This is a genomic window from Daejeonella sp. AP26 (assembly GCF_056680515.1).
Genome location: NZ_CM155286.1, coordinates 3,673,001 through 3,691,473 on the forward strand (window position 1 = coordinate 3,673,001; position 18,473 = coordinate 3,691,473).

Sequence of the window (18,473 nt, forward strand, 5' to 3'; positions counted from 1 at the left end):
ATTTAAGAGTCACCAAAAATACAATGTCAAACACTTAATACAATACTGCTCTACCAAACATATGTACCCACCGCACCAGCCTTAAGGGAGCTTGTGAAAGCTTTGCCCTCAAACCGAACACTAAAGTTCTGATCTGATGCACTATCGTTAACTACTATCACAACTGTTTTTTTGTCTGAAGTTTCAAAGGCAACATTCGGAAGATTGGGGACCATGTTAGAATGAATCCTTACCGACCCTGGTCTTACAAACTTTGAGGCGTGGGCAATGATATAATAGGCCGGGTTTCGCACTACCGTATTTCCATCAACCGTAATAGCGCCCAGGCACTGGTAACAGCCACCCTCCGTATGCGGATCTTCTTTGGGGTCAGCCGCAAGATTCCACTCAAGTACATTCCGACTCCAGTTTCGAGGAGCTCCTACTATTAGTGTCTTTACATGCCAAAGCAGATCTTCAGGAAATTTACCTGGTGCTCCAATCCATTGTTCAGTGAAATACAAATTCTTATCCGGATGCGCTTCATGCACTTTGCTTAAGCTATCGATATGACCTCCATATAAATGAAAGGCAGAGCCATCAACATATTTTTTGGCCTCAGGGTCATTCAAAATACTTATTGGATAATCCGGACGGTCGGCATTATGATCGTAAAGTATAATTTTGGTGTTAATTCCCGCTGCTTTAAATGACGGGCCAAGACTCTTTTTAATAAATGCTGCCTGGTCTGCTGCCAGCATTAAAAGACTTGGATTGTTTCCTGGATGAAGCGGCTCATTCTGAATAGTAATCGCATCGATTCTTATCCCCTCCTTCTTCATTTCCTGAATATATCTGATCAGGTATTTCGAATATGAATCGTAATACTCAGGCACCAGGCTTCCACCTTTTGAATTTTTATTTGTTTTCATCCAAACTGGTGGCGACCATGGCGAGCCCAGAATCTTGATATCAGGGTTTATGGACAAGATTTCTTTTAACACTGGTATCAGATCCTTGCGATCAGGGTCGAGGCTGAATTTCCGCATAGCTGTGTCCGTTTCCCCTTCCGGAAGATCATTATATGAAAACACATAATCGCTGAGATCGGAAGCACCAATGCTTAACCTTAAATAACTGATACCAATACTATTGCCTTCAATACCAAAAAGCTCATTTAGCAATGCTTTCCTTTTCGACGGCTCCATACGGTTAATAACAATAGCACTTCCCCCCGTCAAGGTAAAGCCAAAACCATCCATAGACTGGAATTTTTGTTTAGGATCTATATCTATAACCGGTTCAGATGGAACAGAATCTGAGAAAGCCAGATTAGCACTTTGCTTCTGAAATAAAACCGATTTATCCGGTGTAGTAAGCCAGAATTCTATAACAGGAATATTCTGTTGTTTCGCTTGCTGTTGTTTTACCGTGCAGCTGGTAATTAAACTTAAGATAGATAATAAAACAACCGTTACACTTAAAATAGTCTTTCGTATCTGGTTCATATAGTACAATTAAATTGATCGCTGAACAGCATTTGCTGAGAGCCCTCAATTTATGCAAATTTATTCGGACCCGTTATCTGTTTATAGAGGCAGTCTAATTCATTGGAGAACCAGAAAAATTATTCCTTTTTAACCAAGCTAACATTGTCGATCGAAATTCCTTCAACTCCCAAGTTTGCACCACCTGTTTTGATAAGCAGATAAACGGTTCCGGATTGCGGAAAAGTGATCTCTCCATTTTTTCCTTTCGAAGCACCCGCACAGGCTAGCGTTGCCAGGTTACCACTAAACGGTGTGTTGCCGCATCCGTCCCATGTACTTAATCCAAACTGATTCCCTCCGGTAGTGTAATCAGTATTTTGAATTGGTGCCGAAGTTCCAAAGTATACTTCCAGCCAGGTTTCCGTAGCTCCGCTGCCGGCTACTAAAGCGGAGAATGTATAAGGTTGGTTTGCTTCAACCGGGATTGCCTGATAAATGGCGGCATGTCCCCAATTCCCGCCCTTGGCAATTGCTTTACCATTTTCAAAAGTAATCTCTACCCCGGGGCTTATTTTCAGAATTGTCCAGTTGCTAATATCTGCCGCATCCATTTTGCCGCCCTTAACAAAGTTTTCGGGGGCTGTAACTGTAACCTGGCCGGTTGTGGTATGCTCCTTCCCATCACGACCAGTTGTAGTCAAAGTGACCGTGTACGTTCCCTCATTTTCGTAAAAATGAGATGGGTTCATTACAGTAGACGGTGTGGTATTGTCGCCGAAATCCCACGAAAAATAACGTGTATTGGTTGATTCATTCTTAAAGTCGACTGACAGATTATTTACTGTAGAAGTAAAGCCAATTGTTGATGCCGGGATATTATCATCTTCTTCACATCCTGAAAAGATGGCTATTGCCAATGTGAACAAAAGCAATAATGGTTTGCTGAATCTTGTTTTCATAATCGTTTAGACTATATGCCTGTGTTTTATTCGAAAGCTATTTTTAATCGTTTGTATTGCAGTCCCATACACTTACGCCCAAATCAATTAGTTGTAGCCGGGATTTTGAGTAAGAGCTGTGTTTCTGTTAAGCTCCTGCTGCGGAATTGGAAGTAAAAGATCCGTTGGCTGAGCATTGTAATTTGTTTTAACATTCGAGCGCAAATCTATCTCATTTAATGCGTTCATCACGTCCACAGCTCGACCATAACGTTTAAGGTCATTCCAACGCTGCGCTTCCTGGGCGAACTCTAACCGGCGCTCGTTTAAAATAGCAGTACGCATTTCAGCCTGGTTTGCTGCAGTTGTGTTGGGCAAACCCACACGGCTTCTAACCCGATCTATAACTGTTTTTATTGCCGCCATTGGCTGACCCAACTCATTCATCGCTTCAGCCTTTAACAGGATAATGTCGGCAAGGCGAATAATATACTGCCTGTTTGAACTACCATCCCAGCTTGGGGCGCTTCTCCATTTATAAGAAAAGGGGATAACGGAATTTAAATTGTTTCCCCAGTACTCATCTACCCAAGGGGCACTTTCAAAAAGAATAGTGGAATTCTTACGGACATTGTCTCCCGCAGCATCAAATGCATTAATGAGATCGTGTGATGGCACTACAAACTTTCTCCAGGTATGCCCTACTAACGAAGGCGGAAGGAGTAAGGAGGGTCCATAGTTCCCCTCGGGAGCACCGGTAAACTGGATTTCCATGATAGACTCTGCGTTGTTATAGTGCGCACCATCCCATAAAAAGTCATAATTGCTTAAAAGTTGATAGCCTGCAGGACTTGCAATCACGGCGTCCGCATATTGCAAAACCTTATTGTAATCCTTACTAGGTTTCTGAGCATAAACTTTAGCCAATACTGCGTTTGCTGCGCCTTTTGTAGCTCTGGCTTTTGAAATTCCAGGGTCACCATTATATGTATCAGGCAAATTTGCCACAGCAAAATCAAGGTCCTGGATGATTTGATTATACACCTCTTCTTCAGTCGCCCGAGGCAGATTGGTGGCCGACTGCTCTGTTGACGCAATTGGTGTTGTTACCAGGGGCACTCCGCCAAATAAAGAAACGAGCTGGTAGTAATGATAAGCGCGTAAAAACGAAGCCTCACCTAAGATTTGCGCTCTCCGGCTATTATTATCAAGATTCACATCACTAATTTCTGGCACTTTCTGTAACACCAGGTTCGCTTTTGCGATAGCATTATATAGTTGACTCCATATGTTGAAAAGGCGCCCATTTGTAGGCGTAATTTCTAGCCTGTCTACCGCAATAATGTTTTGGTCGTCACCACCGGCATAATGATTGTCGGAGATCACGTCGCTGAAAATCACATTATCCCATATATAATACTCCTGCGCATATGAGTCGTATACACCAGTTAGTGCAGCCTCCGCATCTGACGCAGTTTTATATGCATTAGCAGTAGTAGCAGTAGATATAGGTTCGAGATCGACAAAATCCTTGCAGGCGGACACAACTACTAGAATGGCTATTGCCATTGTATAGAAAGCTTTGTTTTTAGTTTTCATGTCGCTAATAAATTAGAATGAAACGTTCAGCCCGAAGATGATATTTCGGGTTTGCGGATAAGTACCGAAATCAATTCCCTGCACTGTGTTTGAGCCACCTGCATAATTAACCTCCGGATCAAAACCTTTATAATCGGTTCCGGTTAACAAGTTCTCGCCTGTAACATAGAATTTAGCTGCTCCTGCGTTAATTCTTGACAATAAGCTTTTAGGCAGTTGATAGCTGAGTGTTGCTGATTTTAAGCGAATGTAAGATCCATCTTCTACAAACCGGCTAGAGACCCGGGAGTTACCTACCTCGAGCGACTTAGGTATATCGGTAACCTGCCCCACAGTCTTCCAGCGCCGTAATACGGCAGCCGAATGATTCTTAGGATCTATCATCCCCTCAGTCTCAATTCGGGTAGCATTAAAAATATCGTTCCCCTGCGAACCCTGAATAAAGAAGTTAAACCCAAAGTTTTTATAAGAAAGTGTATTTGTTAACCCGTAGATGAAATTAGGATTGGGATTCCCGATAATTGTCCGGGCACTTGTTGCAGGTTCTACTGTGCTATTTCCGTTCTCATCAAGGTAAAGGAGGCTTCCTGTATTTGGATCAACGATATCAGCAACATAGCCAAAGAAAGTACCCAATGGATAACCCTCCCTTGCTAAACTTACATCACCTATACCGCCAAAAATGTCCGATTGGTTTATATTAACTACTTTGTTTCTGTTGAAGGAAATGTTGAAATCTGTTTCCCACTGGAAACTATCGTTTACAAAATTTCGGCTGTTTAATTGAAACTCTAACCCCTTGTTCTCCACCGTTCCAATATTTTGGATTCCGGTTGCAAATCCCGTTGACAGCGGAAGCGGTACTTCCAGAAGTAGATCCTTTGTTTTTTTCAAGTAAGCCTCTGCAGTAAAGTTAATCCTTGCATTGAGCACAGACAGGTCGATCCCCACATTTGTCTGCTCAGTTTCCTCCCATTTTAAATCATTATTCCCAATTGATGAAGGGAAAGTACCTGGCTGAATGATACCCCCAATAGGATAGTTTGCACCTACGCCAACACTTGCGAAAGACGCATAGGTACCAACATTGTCATTTCCAACTACCCCCCAGCCGGCTCTTAGCTTTAAGTCGTCAATAAAAGTTCTATCTTTTAAAAATGATTCCTCAGAAATCCTCCATCCTAACGAGAAGGATGGAAAATAGCCCCACCTGTTTCCCTCACCAAAGTTTGAGGAAGCGTCCGCACGGAAATTCGCAGTTAAAAGATACTTTCCTGCAAAATCATAATTAATACGGCTGATAAATGATTGATTAGCTTTCTCAGATTTATCAGCCGATGCTGTATTTATCACTGAACCTCCATTTGGAGTAGTCACTGATATTCCGGAAAAATTTCTTCTCTCAATGGCACTGTTTTCAAATCTGGATTTCTGAAGAACAAACCCGCCAAGAGCACTTACATTATGCTTCCCAAACAGCTTGTTATACGATACCGTGTTATCGTTAATCCAAAAATTTGACAGGTTAGTTGTGTAGTTACCTATTCCGCCGTTTGCCCTGCCCCATCCTGTGCGAATTGGATCGAGGAACGAATCAAAAGCCGCATTGCTAAAGTCAATACCTATGTTACTTCTCAATTTTAATTCCGGAAGAATGTTTAATTCGGCATGAAAGCCCCCCAACAATCGTTGATTCTTAAAGCTCTTATCAGTACCGTCAGTTCCGGATATTGGATTCTCCCAATCCTGGAAAGGGTTCCTGGTAAAGGTTCCATTTTCGTTATATATGCCGATTACCGGGGGTGTTGAAAGTACCCCCAGAAGTACCCCGCCCTGATTAATAGCCTGGTTATCATTAACATCAACATCATGGTAACGGGTGTAGGCTAAATTAGTACCCACACGCAACCAGCTTTTTAATTCCTGATCCAGATTTACTTTGAAATTATAACGGTCCATTTCGGCACTCCGTACCGCACCTTTCTGCTGTACCCATCCACCCGAAACGTAATAAGCAGTTTTATCACTTTTGCCTGAAACCGCTAGCTGATAGTTTTGTGAATTACCATTTTGGAATACTTCATCCTGCCAGTTGGTGTTAGCAGTATACAGGCTCCAATCGGTATTCTGCCCCATCTCGGTCATCAAATCTTTATACTGCTCTCCGTTCAGAACGTCCAGTTTTCTCCAAACACTGGCAAACCCAGTATAGGCGGTGAAGTCGAATTTCGCATCACCGCTTTTACCTTGCTTGGTAGTAACCAGTACAACACCATTAGCACCCTGAGCACCATATATAGCGGCAGAAGAAGCATCCTTTAATACCGTGATAGTCTCAATGTCACCCGGATTAAGTGACCGGGTGTCCGTAGTGGGAACTCCATCGACAACATACAGCGGCTCACTCGAAGCATTGATAGAGCTTGTACCCCTTATTCTGATACTTAACCCCGCTGAAGGCTCTCCAGAAGTGGATAAAACTTGAACCCCGGCTGTTTTACCCTGAATACTATTTCCCAGCTGTGTATTTGGCCTTGAATCAAATGCCTCACTTGAAATGACGCCTACAGAACCAGTGATATCGCCCTTGCGCTGTGTTCCGTACCCTACAACCACAACCTCACTTAATTGCTGATTCTCTGAAGTCATCTCGATATTTATAGTAGTGCGGTTGTTGACGGGTTCTTCATGAGCTTTGAAGCCTAAATAGGTAAATACGAGAGTAGCAGTTCCCGGAACATTGATTGAATAATCACCATTGACACCAGCAAGTACACCAGTAGTTGAGTCTTTAACTTTGACAGAAACTCCCGGCAGGGTCTCACCCTGGGAGTCTGTGATTACGCCTTTCACGGTAATGTTTTGCGCGGCTGCAATCATCCAACCGTTTAATAGAAAGACAATAATGAGAGTAGTTTTTTTTCCCATAAATTCTATTATTTTTATTATGAGTAAATGTTTTTAAGCTCTTGATTTGCTTAATTAAAGTTATAGCATATCGCAGATTAAATGCAACAAAAAACTGTAAAAATTTGGTATAATTACCTGACAATAAGAATGTTAAAACATCATTTGTTACAGTTACTACTAGCAATTTCGCAGAGTTACGGATATTGAGTTGTTCTGATTTATGCGAAGTTAGAACCCTGGTAATGTGTAGAAATGTAAAATCATTCCATCACCTTCAGAGCTGTTATAAGTTTTATAAAATTTTAGAATTAACTTTACACAAAAAGCTGCCTTATGACACATTTAATTTCCGCATTTATGATGGTGATGTTATTCACCTCCACGTCTCCTGTCAAAGAAAAGAACATATATGATTACCGGATAAAATCAGTGGATGGTAAAACCATCAATTTCTCCCAGTATAAGGGCAAAAAACTACTGATAGTAAATACTGCTTCAAAATGTGGGTATACACCTCAGTATAAAGCCCTCGAAGAATTATACAAGAAGTATGGCAAAAAGCTGGTTGTTATCGGCTTTCCATCCGACAATTTTGGTGGGCAGGAGTTTCAGTCAAACAGTGAAATCAAAGAGTTCTGCCAAAAGAATTATGGAGTTACCTTCCCCCTTACAACACGTGTTGACGTAAAGGGTGAAAACACCACGCCCATATTTAAATACCTTTGTAATAAAAGCGATAACGGTGTCTTAGACGCCACTATTGGCTGGAATTTTAACAAATTCCTGATTGATGAAAACGGAAAATTGCTTGCTCACTTTGATAGTAAGGTGAAACCTGACAGCCCCGAAATATTAAAATATCTCTCTAACTAAAATAGAGACCTTAAATATCAATCGTCATTTCTTTTTTACTTCCTTACTCCAGGCATCTTTAAGGGTAACCGTGCGATTGAATACCAAATTTTCAGGAGTAGAATCGGTGTCCAGTGTAAAATAGCCTTTACGAATAAATTGATAACCTTTTCCCGCAACAGCATTATTAAGGTCAGGTTCTATAAAAGCATTCCTTATAATTGTTAAACTATCTGGATTTATATATTCTTTGAAATCGCCGTCCTCGCTTGAGGGGTCTTCCACCTGGAAAAGACGATCATACAATCTTATTTCGGCTGTTTTTGCATTGGCAACACTTACCCAGTGGATGGTCCCTTTTACATTGACTCCGCTTGTATCACTTCCGCTTCTTGATTCGGGAATGTAACTGCAATGGATCTCAGTCACTCGACCGTTTTCATCTTTCTTAAAATCATCGCATTTCACTATATAGGCATGCTTAAGCCGAACCGTTAAACCCGGACCGAGTCTAAAAAACTTCTTCGGTGGCTCTTCCATAAAGTCTTCCCGCTCAATCCAAATCTCATTGCTAAAAGGAATATCACGTGAACCCTCACCGCCTTCTACCTCAGGATTATTTTCGCCGCTGAGCAATTCCTCTTTCCCTTCAGGATAATTGGTAATTATTACCTTTACCGGATCCAGGACAGCCATTCTGCGCCACGCGGTTTTATTGAGGTCTTCGCGGATACAAAATTCCAGTAAACTGTATTCAATTATATTTTCCCGCTTTGCGATACCAATCTTTTCACAAAAGTTACGGATTGAGGCCGCAGTATAACCCCGCCTTCTGAAACCGCTAATCGTTGGCATCCGCGGATCATTCCACCCGCTTACGAACCGCTCATTTACCAGTTGCAGTAATTTTCGCTTGCTCATCACGGTAAAATTCATATTCAGCCGGGCAAATTCATATTGTTTCGATGGGAATATTTCCAACTCATCAATGAACCACTCATATAACGGTCTGTGCGGAATAAATTCAAGTGTACAAACCGAATGAGTGATTTTTTCGATTGAGTCACTCTGTCCATGAGCAAAATCGTACATCGGATAAATACACCACTTGGCTCCCGTTCGGTGATGGTGTACATGCCTGATCCGATACATCAATGGATCTCTCAGATGCATGTTCGGAGAAGCCAGGTCAATCTTTGCTCGCAAAACCTTTGCTCCATCAGGATATTTACCGGCTTTCATCTCCGAGAACAGGGTCAAGTTCTCTTCTATACTACGGTTACGGAATGGAGTAGGCTTACCTGCTTCTGTTGGCGTTCCTTTAGCAGCGGCTATTTCCTCTGCGGTGCTATCATCTACATAGGCTTTGCCTTTCTTGATTAACTGAACAGCAAAATCATAGAGTTGATCAAAATAATCAGATGAGTATAGTTCCTGGTCCCAGTCAAAGCCCAGCCATTTAATATCTTCCTTAATGCTCTCTACATACAGAGTGTCTTCCGTTACCGGATTTGTATCATCAAAACGAAGATTTGTCTTGCCATTATATTGTTGTGCCAACCCAAAATTTAAACAGATAGACTTGGCGTGGCCGATGTGAAGAAATCCATTTGGTTCAGGAGGAAAACGGGTAAGCACTCTTCCCCCATTCTTCCCTTCACGGATATCTTCAGCAATAATTTCTTCTAAAAAGTTCAATGATTTTTCTTCACTCATATTTTCTGCTACTTCACCAATTGTGATATTTGGCAAAAGTAATAATAAGGATCGGCTCTATTCTAGTTCAATTTGATGGCTGGCAGCTACCGCATCCTTTTTTCTACTATTTTTACGATATGAATAAGAGTTTAAACCGGCCAATCCGTGTACTAGTGGCCAAGGTAGGTCTCGACGGCCATGACAGGGGCGCAAAAATAATAGCAACTTCCCTGCGTGATGCCGGTATGGAGGTTATATATACCGGCTTGCGTCAAACTCCTGAGATGGTTGTTAATGCGGCTTTACAGGAGGATGTAGATGCTATTGGCGTTTCTATCCTTTCCGGAGCTCATATGACGGTGTTCCCTAAAATCATCAACATCATGAAAGAAAAAGGCATGGATGACGTCCTTGTAACCGGTGGTGGAATAATCCCGGATGCTGATATGGAAACCTTAAACGGCTTGGGTGTCGGAAAACTTTTTGCTCCCGGCGCACATACCCGCGATATCGTTTCTTATATTACTGAATGGGTAGAAATTAATCGTAATTTCTAGTTTCATATCCTAGCGATTAACCGTCATCTTAAAAATTACCATGAAATACAATAATTTACTCCTCGAAATAAAAAAGCGAATTCTATATATCACAATTAATCGTGAGAATAAGCTAAATGCTTTGAATAAAGCAACTCTGGCGGAACTGCATTTTGCGATTACAGATTCATTCAGCGACTCTTCCATCGGAGGTATCATAATAACCGGTGCTGGTAACAAGGCCTTCGTTGCCGGGGCAGATATCTCAGAATTCGCTTCATTCAATTCAGACGAAGGCCGTAATCTCGCTCGCGAAGGCCAGAATAAGGTATTTGACGTCATCCATAACAGTGACAAGCCTATAATAGCTGCAATAAACGGCTTCGCATTAGGAGGAGGCCTGGAACTCGCAATGGCCTGCCATATCCGTGTTGCTTCTGATAATGCACGTTTGGGATTGCCTGAAGTTTCATTAGGCTTAATTCCAGGTTACGGTGGAACACAACGTTTAACGCAATTGGTTGGAAGAGCCAAAGCTCTGGAGATGATCTTAACGGCGGGCATGATAACCGCAGACGAAAGTCTGCAACTTGGCCTTGTCAATCATGTGGTTACTTTAGAGAATTTGATATTTAAAGCGGAAGAAATATTGAATAAAATTTTAAGTCAGTCACCTACAGCCGTGGCGGCCGCTATCAGAGCGGTAAACGCAGGGCTGACCGATGGAGAAAATGGCTTTGAAGCAGAAATTCAGGAATTCTCTAATTGCTTTGGAACCCCCGATTTTCACGAAGGAGTAAATGCATTTCAGGAAAAGCGTAAACCATTATTTAAAGGATTTTAAAGAGCGCTCAGAAAGATTTTATATTGGTCGTCAAAAACTTATGTGTATTCGTAACATTCTTAATCGATTACACGTAAATATCCTTAGCCAATAAAAATTAAATTTGTAGGCAACCAATTGATACCGTATACCTCTTACAATATTAATTACGCTTTTTTTAATGAATAAAATATTAATTGTTGATGATGAGATCAATATCGGCCTCATACTCTCTAAATTTCTGATCAGAAACGGCTTTGAAGTAAATACTGCGACAAACGGTGCAGCCGCATTCGATTACCTTTCTAAAGAATCTTATAACCTCGTTCTCTGTGATTTTCGTCTGGAAGATACTGACGGTCGTGAAATTTTAAGGAGGATCAAAGAGAATTATCCTGAAACCGTTGTTATCATAATTACCGGCTATTCCGACATCAAATTGGCGGTAGAGCTTATAAAAATGGGAGCTTTTGATTATATCACAAAGCCCTTATATCCAGATGAAATATTAAATACGATCCACAAAGCTATTGATGCACAAAAAGTTTCTCAACCCAAAGCATTCGGCTCTGAGCAGGACAAAGACTCAGAACAATCCAAACGGAAAGCGCTGTCAGAGGAATTCGTGGTTGGACAAAGTCATGCATCCAAGGAACTTCTCCGACAAATTGCCCTGGTAGCTCCTACCAATTACAGTGTTATAATAACCGGTGAAAGTGGAACCGGAAAAGAGTCAGTGGCCAAAAGTATACATCAAAACAGCCCTCGCCGGGACAAACCATTTATTGCAATGGATTGCGGCTCTTTGACGAAGGAATTAGCAGGCAGTGAATTTTTTGGTCATGAGAAAGGGTCATTTACCGGCGCTCTTTTTACAAAAATCGGTCACTTTGAGCTCGCTAATGGCGGAACTTTATTTCTTGACGAAGTTGTTAACTTATCCTATGACCTTCAAGCGTCACTTCTGAGAACGGTTCAGGAAAGAAAAGTCAAAAGAATAGGTAGCACTAAAGAGATAGATCTTGACCTTCGTATCATAGTAGCTACCAATGAAGATCTCGGCCAGGCAATACAAAAAGGGCGTTTTCGCGAAGATTTATATCACCGGTTCAACGAGTTTAATATTACCCTTCCTCCGCTAAGGAACAGGGGAAACGATATCATGATATTCGCTGAGAGTTTCTTAAGACAGGCCAACGCAGAACTTAACCGTAACGTTTTAGGTTTTTCGCCAGAAGTAATTGAGTGTTTTAAGACCTATCACTGGTCAGGGAATGTGCGGGAATTAAAGAATGTGATCAGACGCTCTGCTCTCTTGACAGAGGGTGGTACCATCCAGGTGAAGGCGTTGCCATTGGAAATTGCAACATTCGCTAAAGTTACCGCATTACAGAATGCAATGAATAGTAGTGTGGGAGGATCAATCAACCGTCGCGATCTAAAAAATGCGGCTATGGAAGCGGAATACGACACTATCCTGAATGTATTGAGAGAGGTTAAATTTAATAAAACCAAAGCAGCAGAATTGTTAAATATCGACCGCAAAACGTTATACAATAAAATGAAAGCGATCAATCTCGAGTGATTTTATAGAATTACAAATAATCATTATTTCGAAAACCTGTCGGATTGAACACCCAACAGGTTTTTTTTATCGGATCTCTTTTATGTAGTTTAGGCTTTCAATTTGCTGTATGTCAATCTATAGTTATAAACAACGTAATATCATCGTTCTAGTAATCCTGATCACTTTGGGATGCTTTATCTTGTACTCCTTAAGAGCCATTGCCGGCTCGCTGCTTAGTACCATCGTTCTGTATACCATCTTTCGGCCAGTTTTCCTGCACATGATAAGTGCCTGGAAGTTGAAACGCTGGATTGCAGCGATCATTATTATTATTTTATCGCTTGTGATTATTGTGATGCCTTTTCTGGCGCTGAGCCTGATGGTTATTTCGAAAGTAACCGAATTCACCGACGATCCTCTGAGGATTAAAGTGCTATCGCAGCAAATAGATGACTTCGCCGGTTCTAAATTAAACCAGCCTGATTTGTTGGATAACGGAATTGAAAAGCTCAATTCTTTAGCCCAAGAACTATTCCCGTCAATTTTAGGAGGTGCTGCCAGTATATTTTTAGGATTGCTGGTAATGTATTTCCTACTGTATTTTATGTTTGTTCAATATGAGCAGTTCGAAGGTCAATTACTTAAATACGCTCCATTTAATGAACAGAATGCCCTGCGCTTTGGCACCGAGTTGAAAACAACGACCTATTCAAATGTACTAGGACAGGGTTTTATTGCGATTGTACAAGGTTCACTAGTTAGCATCACTTTCTTCATTTTCGATGTTCGTGACCCTATTTTCTGGGGCGTCATTTCAACCTTCCTTTCCTTTCTGCCAGTTGTTGGAGCACCAATAGTCTTTGTTCCGGCCGCACTAATTGAACTCGCCAATGGGAATACCACTGCAGGTTGGGGAATTCTACTGTGTGGGTTTATTGTAATTACAAACATTGACAACGTGCTGCGACTAATTATTGCAAAAAGTGTGGCTGATACACATCCCATAATAACCGTTGTTGGTGTGATAATTGGTATTCCTGTATTCGGAATTATTGGTCTAGTGTTTGGCCCCTTGCTTTTATCTTATTTTATCCTAACCATTAGAATCTATGAAACAAGTAAACTTGCTTCTGAACGTTTGGAACGAATAAAGGCGGTTGAAGATGAATAAGAAAAAACACTTTCAATAATTTGTTTGTATTGTTAATAGTTTAAATTTTAATAAATCAAAACCGAAAATCATGAATGACAATTCGAAAGTATTAGCTGCTTTATTAGCCGGAATCGCTGCGGGCGCTGCAATTGGACTTTTATTTGCACCAGAAAAAGGTACAGATACCCGCGATAAACTTAACGATTCGCTTAAAAACCTTGCCGATAGCATTAAAGACCGAGCCTCTGATGAACTAAGTCATTTGAAAGATGCAAAAAATAGGGTTGCGGATAATTTGAAGTCTAAATTTTCAGCTGCTGAAGACCAATTGAAAACAGCTGGCGGAAAAGCACGCTCAGCATTCGATGATGCAGCCGATAGTGCTGAAAACAATTTCAACCAGGCTTAATTATCCATCCTGAATTCCAGATATGAAAGAGCAGACAGAAGAAGACAAAGGCTTAATAAGTAACATAAAAGAATACGCCAATATCCGAAAGGAACTTGCCATGTTAACCGTTGCAGAAAAGGGATCGACTGCTGCAGCGGGCGTTGCTGCCGGTGCTGTTCTCGCAATCCTGGCGCTTTTCGTTTTCTTTTTTGGAAGCCTTACACTGGGCTTTTATTTATCCGAAGTAATTGGCAACACCTATTCGGGGTTTCTTATTGTAACAGGGTTCTACTTAGTTGTAGCCTTAATAATTTACTTTACTCAGGAGAACCTGATCAAAAAGCCCATTGAGAACGGAGTGATTAAAAAGATTTTCAAAGACAGAAACGAAGGTAAATATGAAAAGCAAAATTGAAAACATCGATGATTTGCGTTCCGAGATTCTTCGTTTAAAACTACAACGTTTTCATCACGAGGCTGTAATCGAGCAGGAAATTGAAAAGATTAAGGATAAGTTTCGCTTGCCCTCAATCCTTCTTAACAAAGTGAACACCTTCTTTGGCGACAATGCGCGTGGAGTTGACAAGACTAGTCATGACTGGGTTACAAATGCCCTCCGTATCGGATTGCCATTTACTCTAAATAAGATGATTTTTGGCAAGTCGAGTTTTATTATAAAATCGCTGGTTGCCTTGCTTTCACAGAAAGCCGCTACATCAGTAAATAAAGATACAGTCACTAATTGGATCGACACAGCCTCTAATTGGATACGTGGTGCAACGAAGTCTCGTCGCGAAAAAACAAGATCTGCCCATGATTACGGCATTCCACCTGACAGCGAAACATATTAGTTGAATCATAAAAAAAACTGTTTAGAAATCTAAACAGTTTTTTTTTATGCGCTTTCCTTCCCGTATCTGTTGTTAATACTTCGGTAAAAGTTCTTCAGATTGCTTTTTAAGAAAGTCAGAGTAAGCAAGCCTGATTCCCTCACTCAATTCAATACGGTGAGACCAACCGCGTGAATGTATTTTTGAAACATCCATTAATTTGCGAGGCGTTCCGTCTGGCTTTGAGGAGTCAAAAACCAACACACCATCAAAGCCAACTACTTTTTTAATAAGTAAGGCAAGATCTCTGATGGTAATATCTATTCCGGTTCCAATATTGATTATGTTGGGTTCACTATAATTCAGCATCAGGTAAAGGCAGGCATCTGCCAGATCATCTGCGAACAAAAACTCTCGCATGGGCTTACCTGAACCCCATACAATTACTTCTTTCGAACCTTCAACCTTTGCTTCGTGAAACTTTCGGATAAGAGCAGGCAAAACATGTGAGTTCTGAAGATCGTAATTATCGTTATAGCCATACAGGTTCGTAGGCATCACTGAAATAAAATTGCAGCCATATTGATCGCGGTAGGCGTCACAAAGCTTTATGCCAGCAATCTTGGCAATAGCGTAGGGCTCATTAGTAGGCTCTAACAGTCCCGTTAGCAAATATTCCTCCTTCAGAGGTTGAGGAGCTAGCTTTGGATAGATACAGCTTGAGCCAAGAAACAACAATTTTTTAACCCCGGTTAAATAAGAATTGTGAATGATGTTGCTTTGAATCATCAGATTCTCGTACAAAAAATCACCCCGATAGGTGTTGTTGGCAACTATTCCACCTACTTTAGCCGCAGCGAGAAAAACGTACTCGGGTTTCTCCTCGTTAAAAAAGTCGGTAACCATTTGCTGGTTCGTTAAATCGAGCACAGCAGAACTACGGGTAATCAAATTGGTATAGCCCTCCCCTTCCAGCTTTCTAAAAATAGCCGACCCTACCATCCCACGGTGCCCTGCAATATATATCCTCGAGTTTTTTTTCACGTATCTTTTCGTTAAGGCTGCAAAGATAAAACTATTTTTGCAGGCAGAAGTTTGAAAAATGGGTAAAGATAAATTGCGGCGCTTCGCAGAAATTGCAACATTTCATAATGTATTTGAACTGGAAGAAGGGCATAAGCTGAAAGGGGATTGGAATAAAATCCATTTCAAAAACGGCAATCCTCTGGTTCTTGAACTAGCCTGCGGTAAGGGTGAGTATTCTGTCAACTTGGCCCGGCTTTTCCCGGAAAAGAATTTTATCGGCGTTGACTATAAAGGAAACAGGATATGGAGAGGAGCAAAAACGGCCATTGAAGACCGTATTCACAATGTGGCCTTTCTAAGAATCCAGATAGAAAACATTCTGGAATTCTTTGATGCAAATGAAGTTTCTGAAATATGGATCACATTTCCCGATCCCCAGCCACAAATTAGTCGCGAGAAAAAACGGTTAACATCGCCACGATTTCTTGAAATGTATCGTACCATTCTTGCGCCTGAAGGCATTCTTCATTTGAAAACCGATAATGATGCTCTTCATGCTTATACTCATGAGCAGATAGCGGAACACGATCTGCAACTTCATATACGGACTGAAGATCTCTACCGCTCTGATTTTGTCGATGAAGTGCTCTCAATTAAAACATACTACGAGAAGAAATATCTCGCCCATGAAAAAAACATAAATTATCTGAAATTTAGCTTTAGATAATGGATAGGGCATCCTTTTACGACCAGGTATACCAGGTAGTTAGATTAATACCTAAAGGAAGGGTGACTTCTTATGGTGCCATTGCCGCTTATCTGGGTACTAAAGGCTCCTCGAGAATGGTCGGATATGCCATGAATGGAGCTTCAAAGGTTGATCCGGAAGTTCCCGCGCAGAGAGTCGTTAACCGCAATGGACTATTAACCGGCAAGTTTCACTTCAATCCGCCTGAGATGATGCAGCAGTTACTCGAGCAAGAAGGCATTGAGGTTAGCGATGATAAGATCATTAACTTCAAAAAGGTGTTCTGGGATCCATCAATTGAATTAGACCTGGAAAAATAACTACAGCATTTACTTAGACGATGAATAACAACATGGGAAAACTAATCGAGGAATTTAATGATTACCGCACCAGGATGAATAGCCGCATTATGGAAAGCGCCAACACAAATATGAAAAGATTTCTTGCTCTTGATACTACAACGTATGCGCAGGGTGCACTGGATGTCAAAACAAAAGAAATGCTTGGATTAGTAGCTTCAATGGTTCTTCGTTGTGATGACTGTATCAAATATCACCTCGGTAAATGTCACGAAGAAGGTGTGAGTACCGAAGAGGTGAATGAAATATTTATGGTAGCCAACCTGGTGGGAGGATCAATCGTAATTCCACATTACCGCCGTGCAGTTGAATATTGGGATGAGCTAAATGATTCTTTAGCCTGAAGCTCCAAAAAGACTTATTCTGGAAAGAATCAACTGCCTTTATTGCACAGTCTTACTTAGATAAGTATAAAGTAACTCTCCCCTTTCCGGTGGCTAAAACTTCTTCCACATAAAACGTGAATTTTGAAGAAGTCTTTTCCACCACCGACGCCTTCGTTGTTACAGTGACGGGTTGATTGGAGCTGTTAATCTGTTTGTAAGTAAGCGACAACACAGAGTTCTCAATTGCATAAAGTCCGTTTAAACGCTGTCCATCCTGTAGTATCTCAAACCTGCCGTCAGAGGCAAGTGCTAAATAATCATTCGCAGTATAGGCTGAATCTGTTTCAGAATTTACAACAGTGCCCGTCGAGTTGTATTGCTCGGTAACCACCTTATCAAAAAACCACTTTTCTTCAACGATTTGTGGTTCATCATTCCGATCCTTTTTACAGGATGAAATTATTGCTGGCATCATACAGAGAACCAGCAACCATGGCAGTAGTTTTCTCATAACGTAGGCTTTCTTAAATATACCGAAATCAATTCGTTAATATCTTTCCATACTATTTATTTCTTGATAAATTCACCTCATGAATGATTTAATCAGATGTGCCTGGTGTGGCACAGATCCATTATATGTAAAGTATCATGATGAGGAATGGGGTAAGCCTGTTTATGATGATAGAATCTTATTCGAATTCTTGATTCTGGAAAGTGCCCAGGCTGGTCTAAGCTGGATAACCGTTCTGCGTAAACGCGAAAACTATCGGAAAGCTTTTGCTGATTTTGATGTGAAAAAGGTAGCTGCCTTCAGTGGGGATGATATAGAACGCTTACTGCAGGATCCGGGAATTATTCGTAACCGTCAGAAAGTAACCGCAGCAGTAACGAATGCACGGCTTTTCATTGACATTCAACAAGAATTTGGCAGTTTTTCGAATTACATGTGGGGCTTTCTTCCCGACAAAAAACCAATCGTTAATAACTGGCAGGATCATAGAAACACACCGCCGCGCACCGAGCTTTCAGACAAGATAAGTGCGGACATGAAAAAACGCGGTTTCAAATTCTTTGGAACCACTATCTGCTATGCGCATATGCAAGCTACAGGAATGGTAAATGATCATTTAGAAGACTGCATTGCCAGGTTTTAGATGCTGTAGAATCCAATAACTTCCCATCAAAATGCCTTCAGATTATTATCTTTGAAATCGGCAACAAAGGAGTATTCTGTCAATTATTCGCCAC

The 18,473-nt window shown here is 41.1% G+C and carries 19 protein-coding genes; 12 read left to right on the forward strand and 7 right to left on the reverse strand.

Annotated features, from left to right (window positions below; translation table 11 throughout):
* Window positions 1–50: 50 nt before the first annotated feature.
* The 4 genes from AC1MCB_RS15710 to AC1MCB_RS15725 all read right to left on the reverse strand — a co-directional run bounded on the left by AC1MCB_RS15710 (window position 51) and on the right by AC1MCB_RS15725 (window position 6,934).
* Window positions 51–1,487: a glycoside hydrolase family 30 protein gene (locus tag AC1MCB_RS15710; RefSeq protein ID WP_479965660.1), complete on the reverse strand. Its 1,437-nt coding sequence runs from the start codon at window positions 1,485–1,487 to the stop codon at window positions 51–53.
* A gap of 119 nt (window positions 1,488–1,606) precedes the next feature.
* Complete coding sequence (locus AC1MCB_RS15715; protein ID WP_479965661.1) at window positions 1,607–2,428, reverse strand: PKD domain-containing protein; 822 nt, start codon at window positions 2,426–2,428, stop codon at window positions 1,607–1,609.
* An 87-nt stretch (window positions 2,429–2,515) separates the two neighbouring features.
* On the reverse strand, window positions 2,516–4,006 hold the full coding sequence (locus AC1MCB_RS15720; protein ID WP_479965662.1) for a RagB/SusD family nutrient uptake outer membrane protein: 1,491 nt from the start codon (window positions 4,004–4,006) through the stop codon (window positions 2,516–2,518).
* A gap of 12 nt (window positions 4,007–4,018) precedes the next feature.
* The gene (locus tag AC1MCB_RS15725) at window positions 4,019–6,934 is read right to left on the reverse strand and encodes a SusC/RagA family TonB-linked outer membrane protein (RefSeq protein WP_479965663.1); all 2,916 of its coding nucleotides are present in this window, start codon (window positions 6,932–6,934) and stop codon (window positions 4,019–4,021) included.
* A gap of 315 nt (window positions 6,935–7,249) precedes the next feature.
* On the opposite strand from AC1MCB_RS15725, the gene AC1MCB_RS15730 reads away from it, so the two are divergent.
* Window positions 7,250–7,789 (forward strand): glutathione peroxidase, encoded by a 540-nt coding sequence (locus AC1MCB_RS15730; RefSeq protein ID WP_479965664.1) that lies wholly within the window; start codon window positions 7,250–7,252, stop codon window positions 7,787–7,789.
* A 24-nt stretch (window positions 7,790–7,813) separates the two neighbouring features.
* Here the strand turns inward: AC1MCB_RS15730 and AC1MCB_RS15735 are convergent, their stop codons facing one another.
* Complete coding sequence (locus AC1MCB_RS15735) at window positions 7,814–9,484, reverse strand: glutamine--tRNA ligase/YqeY domain fusion protein (RefSeq protein WP_479968750.1); 1,671 nt, start codon at window positions 9,482–9,484, stop codon at window positions 7,814–7,816.
* Between the two features lie 119 nt (window positions 9,485–9,603).
* Between AC1MCB_RS15735 and AC1MCB_RS15740 the strand changes: the two genes are divergently transcribed.
* The 7 genes from AC1MCB_RS15740 to AC1MCB_RS15770 all read left to right on the forward strand — a co-directional run bounded on the left by AC1MCB_RS15740 (window position 9,604) and on the right by AC1MCB_RS15770 (window position 14,787).
* Window positions 9,604–10,023 carry a cobalamin B12-binding domain-containing protein gene (locus AC1MCB_RS15740; protein ID WP_479965665.1) on the forward strand — a complete coding sequence of 140 codons (420 nt, stop codon included), beginning with the start codon at window positions 9,604–9,606 and terminating at the stop codon, window positions 10,021–10,023.
* A gap of 40 nt (window positions 10,024–10,063) precedes the next feature.
* Window positions 10,064–10,846 carry an enoyl-CoA hydratase/isomerase family protein gene (locus tag AC1MCB_RS15745; RefSeq protein WP_479965666.1) on the forward strand — a complete coding sequence of 261 codons (783 nt, stop codon included), beginning with the start codon at window positions 10,064–10,066 and terminating at the stop codon, window positions 10,844–10,846.
* Window positions 10,847–11,006: 160 nt separating this feature from the next.
* Window positions 11,007–12,410, forward strand: coding sequence for a sigma-54-dependent transcriptional regulator (locus AC1MCB_RS15750; RefSeq protein ID WP_479965667.1), 1,404 nt, complete (start codon window positions 11,007–11,009; stop codon window positions 12,408–12,410).
* A 109-nt stretch (window positions 12,411–12,519) separates the two neighbouring features.
* A complete protein-coding gene (locus tag AC1MCB_RS15755; RefSeq protein WP_479965668.1) occupies window positions 12,520–13,563 on the forward strand; it encodes an AI-2E family transporter in 1,044 nt (347 codons plus the stop codon).
* Between the two features lie 70 nt (window positions 13,564–13,633).
* On the forward strand, window positions 13,634–13,954 hold the full coding sequence (locus tag AC1MCB_RS15760; protein ID WP_479965669.1) for a YtxH domain-containing protein: 321 nt from the start codon (window positions 13,634–13,636) through the stop codon (window positions 13,952–13,954).
* A gap of 22 nt (window positions 13,955–13,976) precedes the next feature.
* The gene (locus AC1MCB_RS15765) at window positions 13,977–14,351 is read left to right on the forward strand and encodes a phage holin family protein (RefSeq protein WP_479965670.1); all 375 of its coding nucleotides are present in this window, start codon (window positions 13,977–13,979) and stop codon (window positions 14,349–14,351) included.
* On the forward strand, window positions 14,335–14,787 hold the full coding sequence (locus tag AC1MCB_RS15770; protein WP_479965671.1) for a hypothetical protein: 453 nt from the start codon (window positions 14,335–14,337) through the stop codon (window positions 14,785–14,787). Before AC1MCB_RS15765 ends, AC1MCB_RS15770 begins: the two co-directional genes overlap by 17 nt.
* A gap of 72 nt (window positions 14,788–14,859) precedes the next feature.
* On the opposite strand, the gene fcl is transcribed toward AC1MCB_RS15770, so the two are convergent.
* Window positions 14,860–15,810 carry a GDP-L-fucose synthase gene (fcl, locus tag AC1MCB_RS15775; protein ID WP_479965672.1) on the reverse strand — a complete coding sequence of 317 codons (951 nt, stop codon included), beginning with the start codon at window positions 15,808–15,810 and terminating at the stop codon, window positions 14,860–14,862.
* Window positions 15,811–15,868: 58 nt separating this feature from the next.
* Here fcl and trmB point away from each other — a divergent pair, with 58 nt between their 5' ends.
* From trmB to AC1MCB_RS15790, 3 genes are read left to right on the forward strand one after another with little or no spacing between them, the layout of a single operon-like run.
* Window positions 15,869–16,519, forward strand: coding sequence for a tRNA (guanosine(46)-N7)-methyltransferase TrmB (gene trmB / locus AC1MCB_RS15780; RefSeq protein WP_479965673.1), 651 nt, complete (start codon window positions 15,869–15,871; stop codon window positions 16,517–16,519).
* Entirely contained in the window at window positions 16,519–16,860 is a 342-nt protein-coding gene (locus AC1MCB_RS15785; RefSeq protein ID WP_479965674.1) for an MGMT family protein, read from the forward strand. The genes trmB and AC1MCB_RS15785 overlap by 1 nt, the downstream gene beginning before the upstream one ends.
* 32 nt (window positions 16,861–16,892) lie before the next feature.
* Window positions 16,893–17,243 (forward strand): carboxymuconolactone decarboxylase family protein, encoded by a 351-nt coding sequence (locus AC1MCB_RS15790; protein WP_479965675.1) that lies wholly within the window; start codon window positions 16,893–16,895, stop codon window positions 17,241–17,243.
* Window positions 17,244–17,295: 52 nt separating this feature from the next.
* Here AC1MCB_RS15790 and AC1MCB_RS15795 read toward each other — a convergent pair whose 3' ends face one another.
* The gene (locus AC1MCB_RS15795) at window positions 17,296–17,736 is read right to left on the reverse strand and encodes a hypothetical protein (RefSeq protein WP_479965676.1); all 441 of its coding nucleotides are present in this window, start codon (window positions 17,734–17,736) and stop codon (window positions 17,296–17,298) included.
* Between the two features lie 79 nt (window positions 17,737–17,815).
* On the opposite strand from AC1MCB_RS15795, the gene AC1MCB_RS15800 reads away from it, so the two are divergent.
* Entirely contained in the window at window positions 17,816–18,379 is a 564-nt protein-coding gene (locus tag AC1MCB_RS15800) for a DNA-3-methyladenine glycosylase I (RefSeq protein WP_479965677.1), read from the forward strand.
* The last annotated feature ends 94 nt before the right edge of the window (window positions 18,380–18,473 follow it).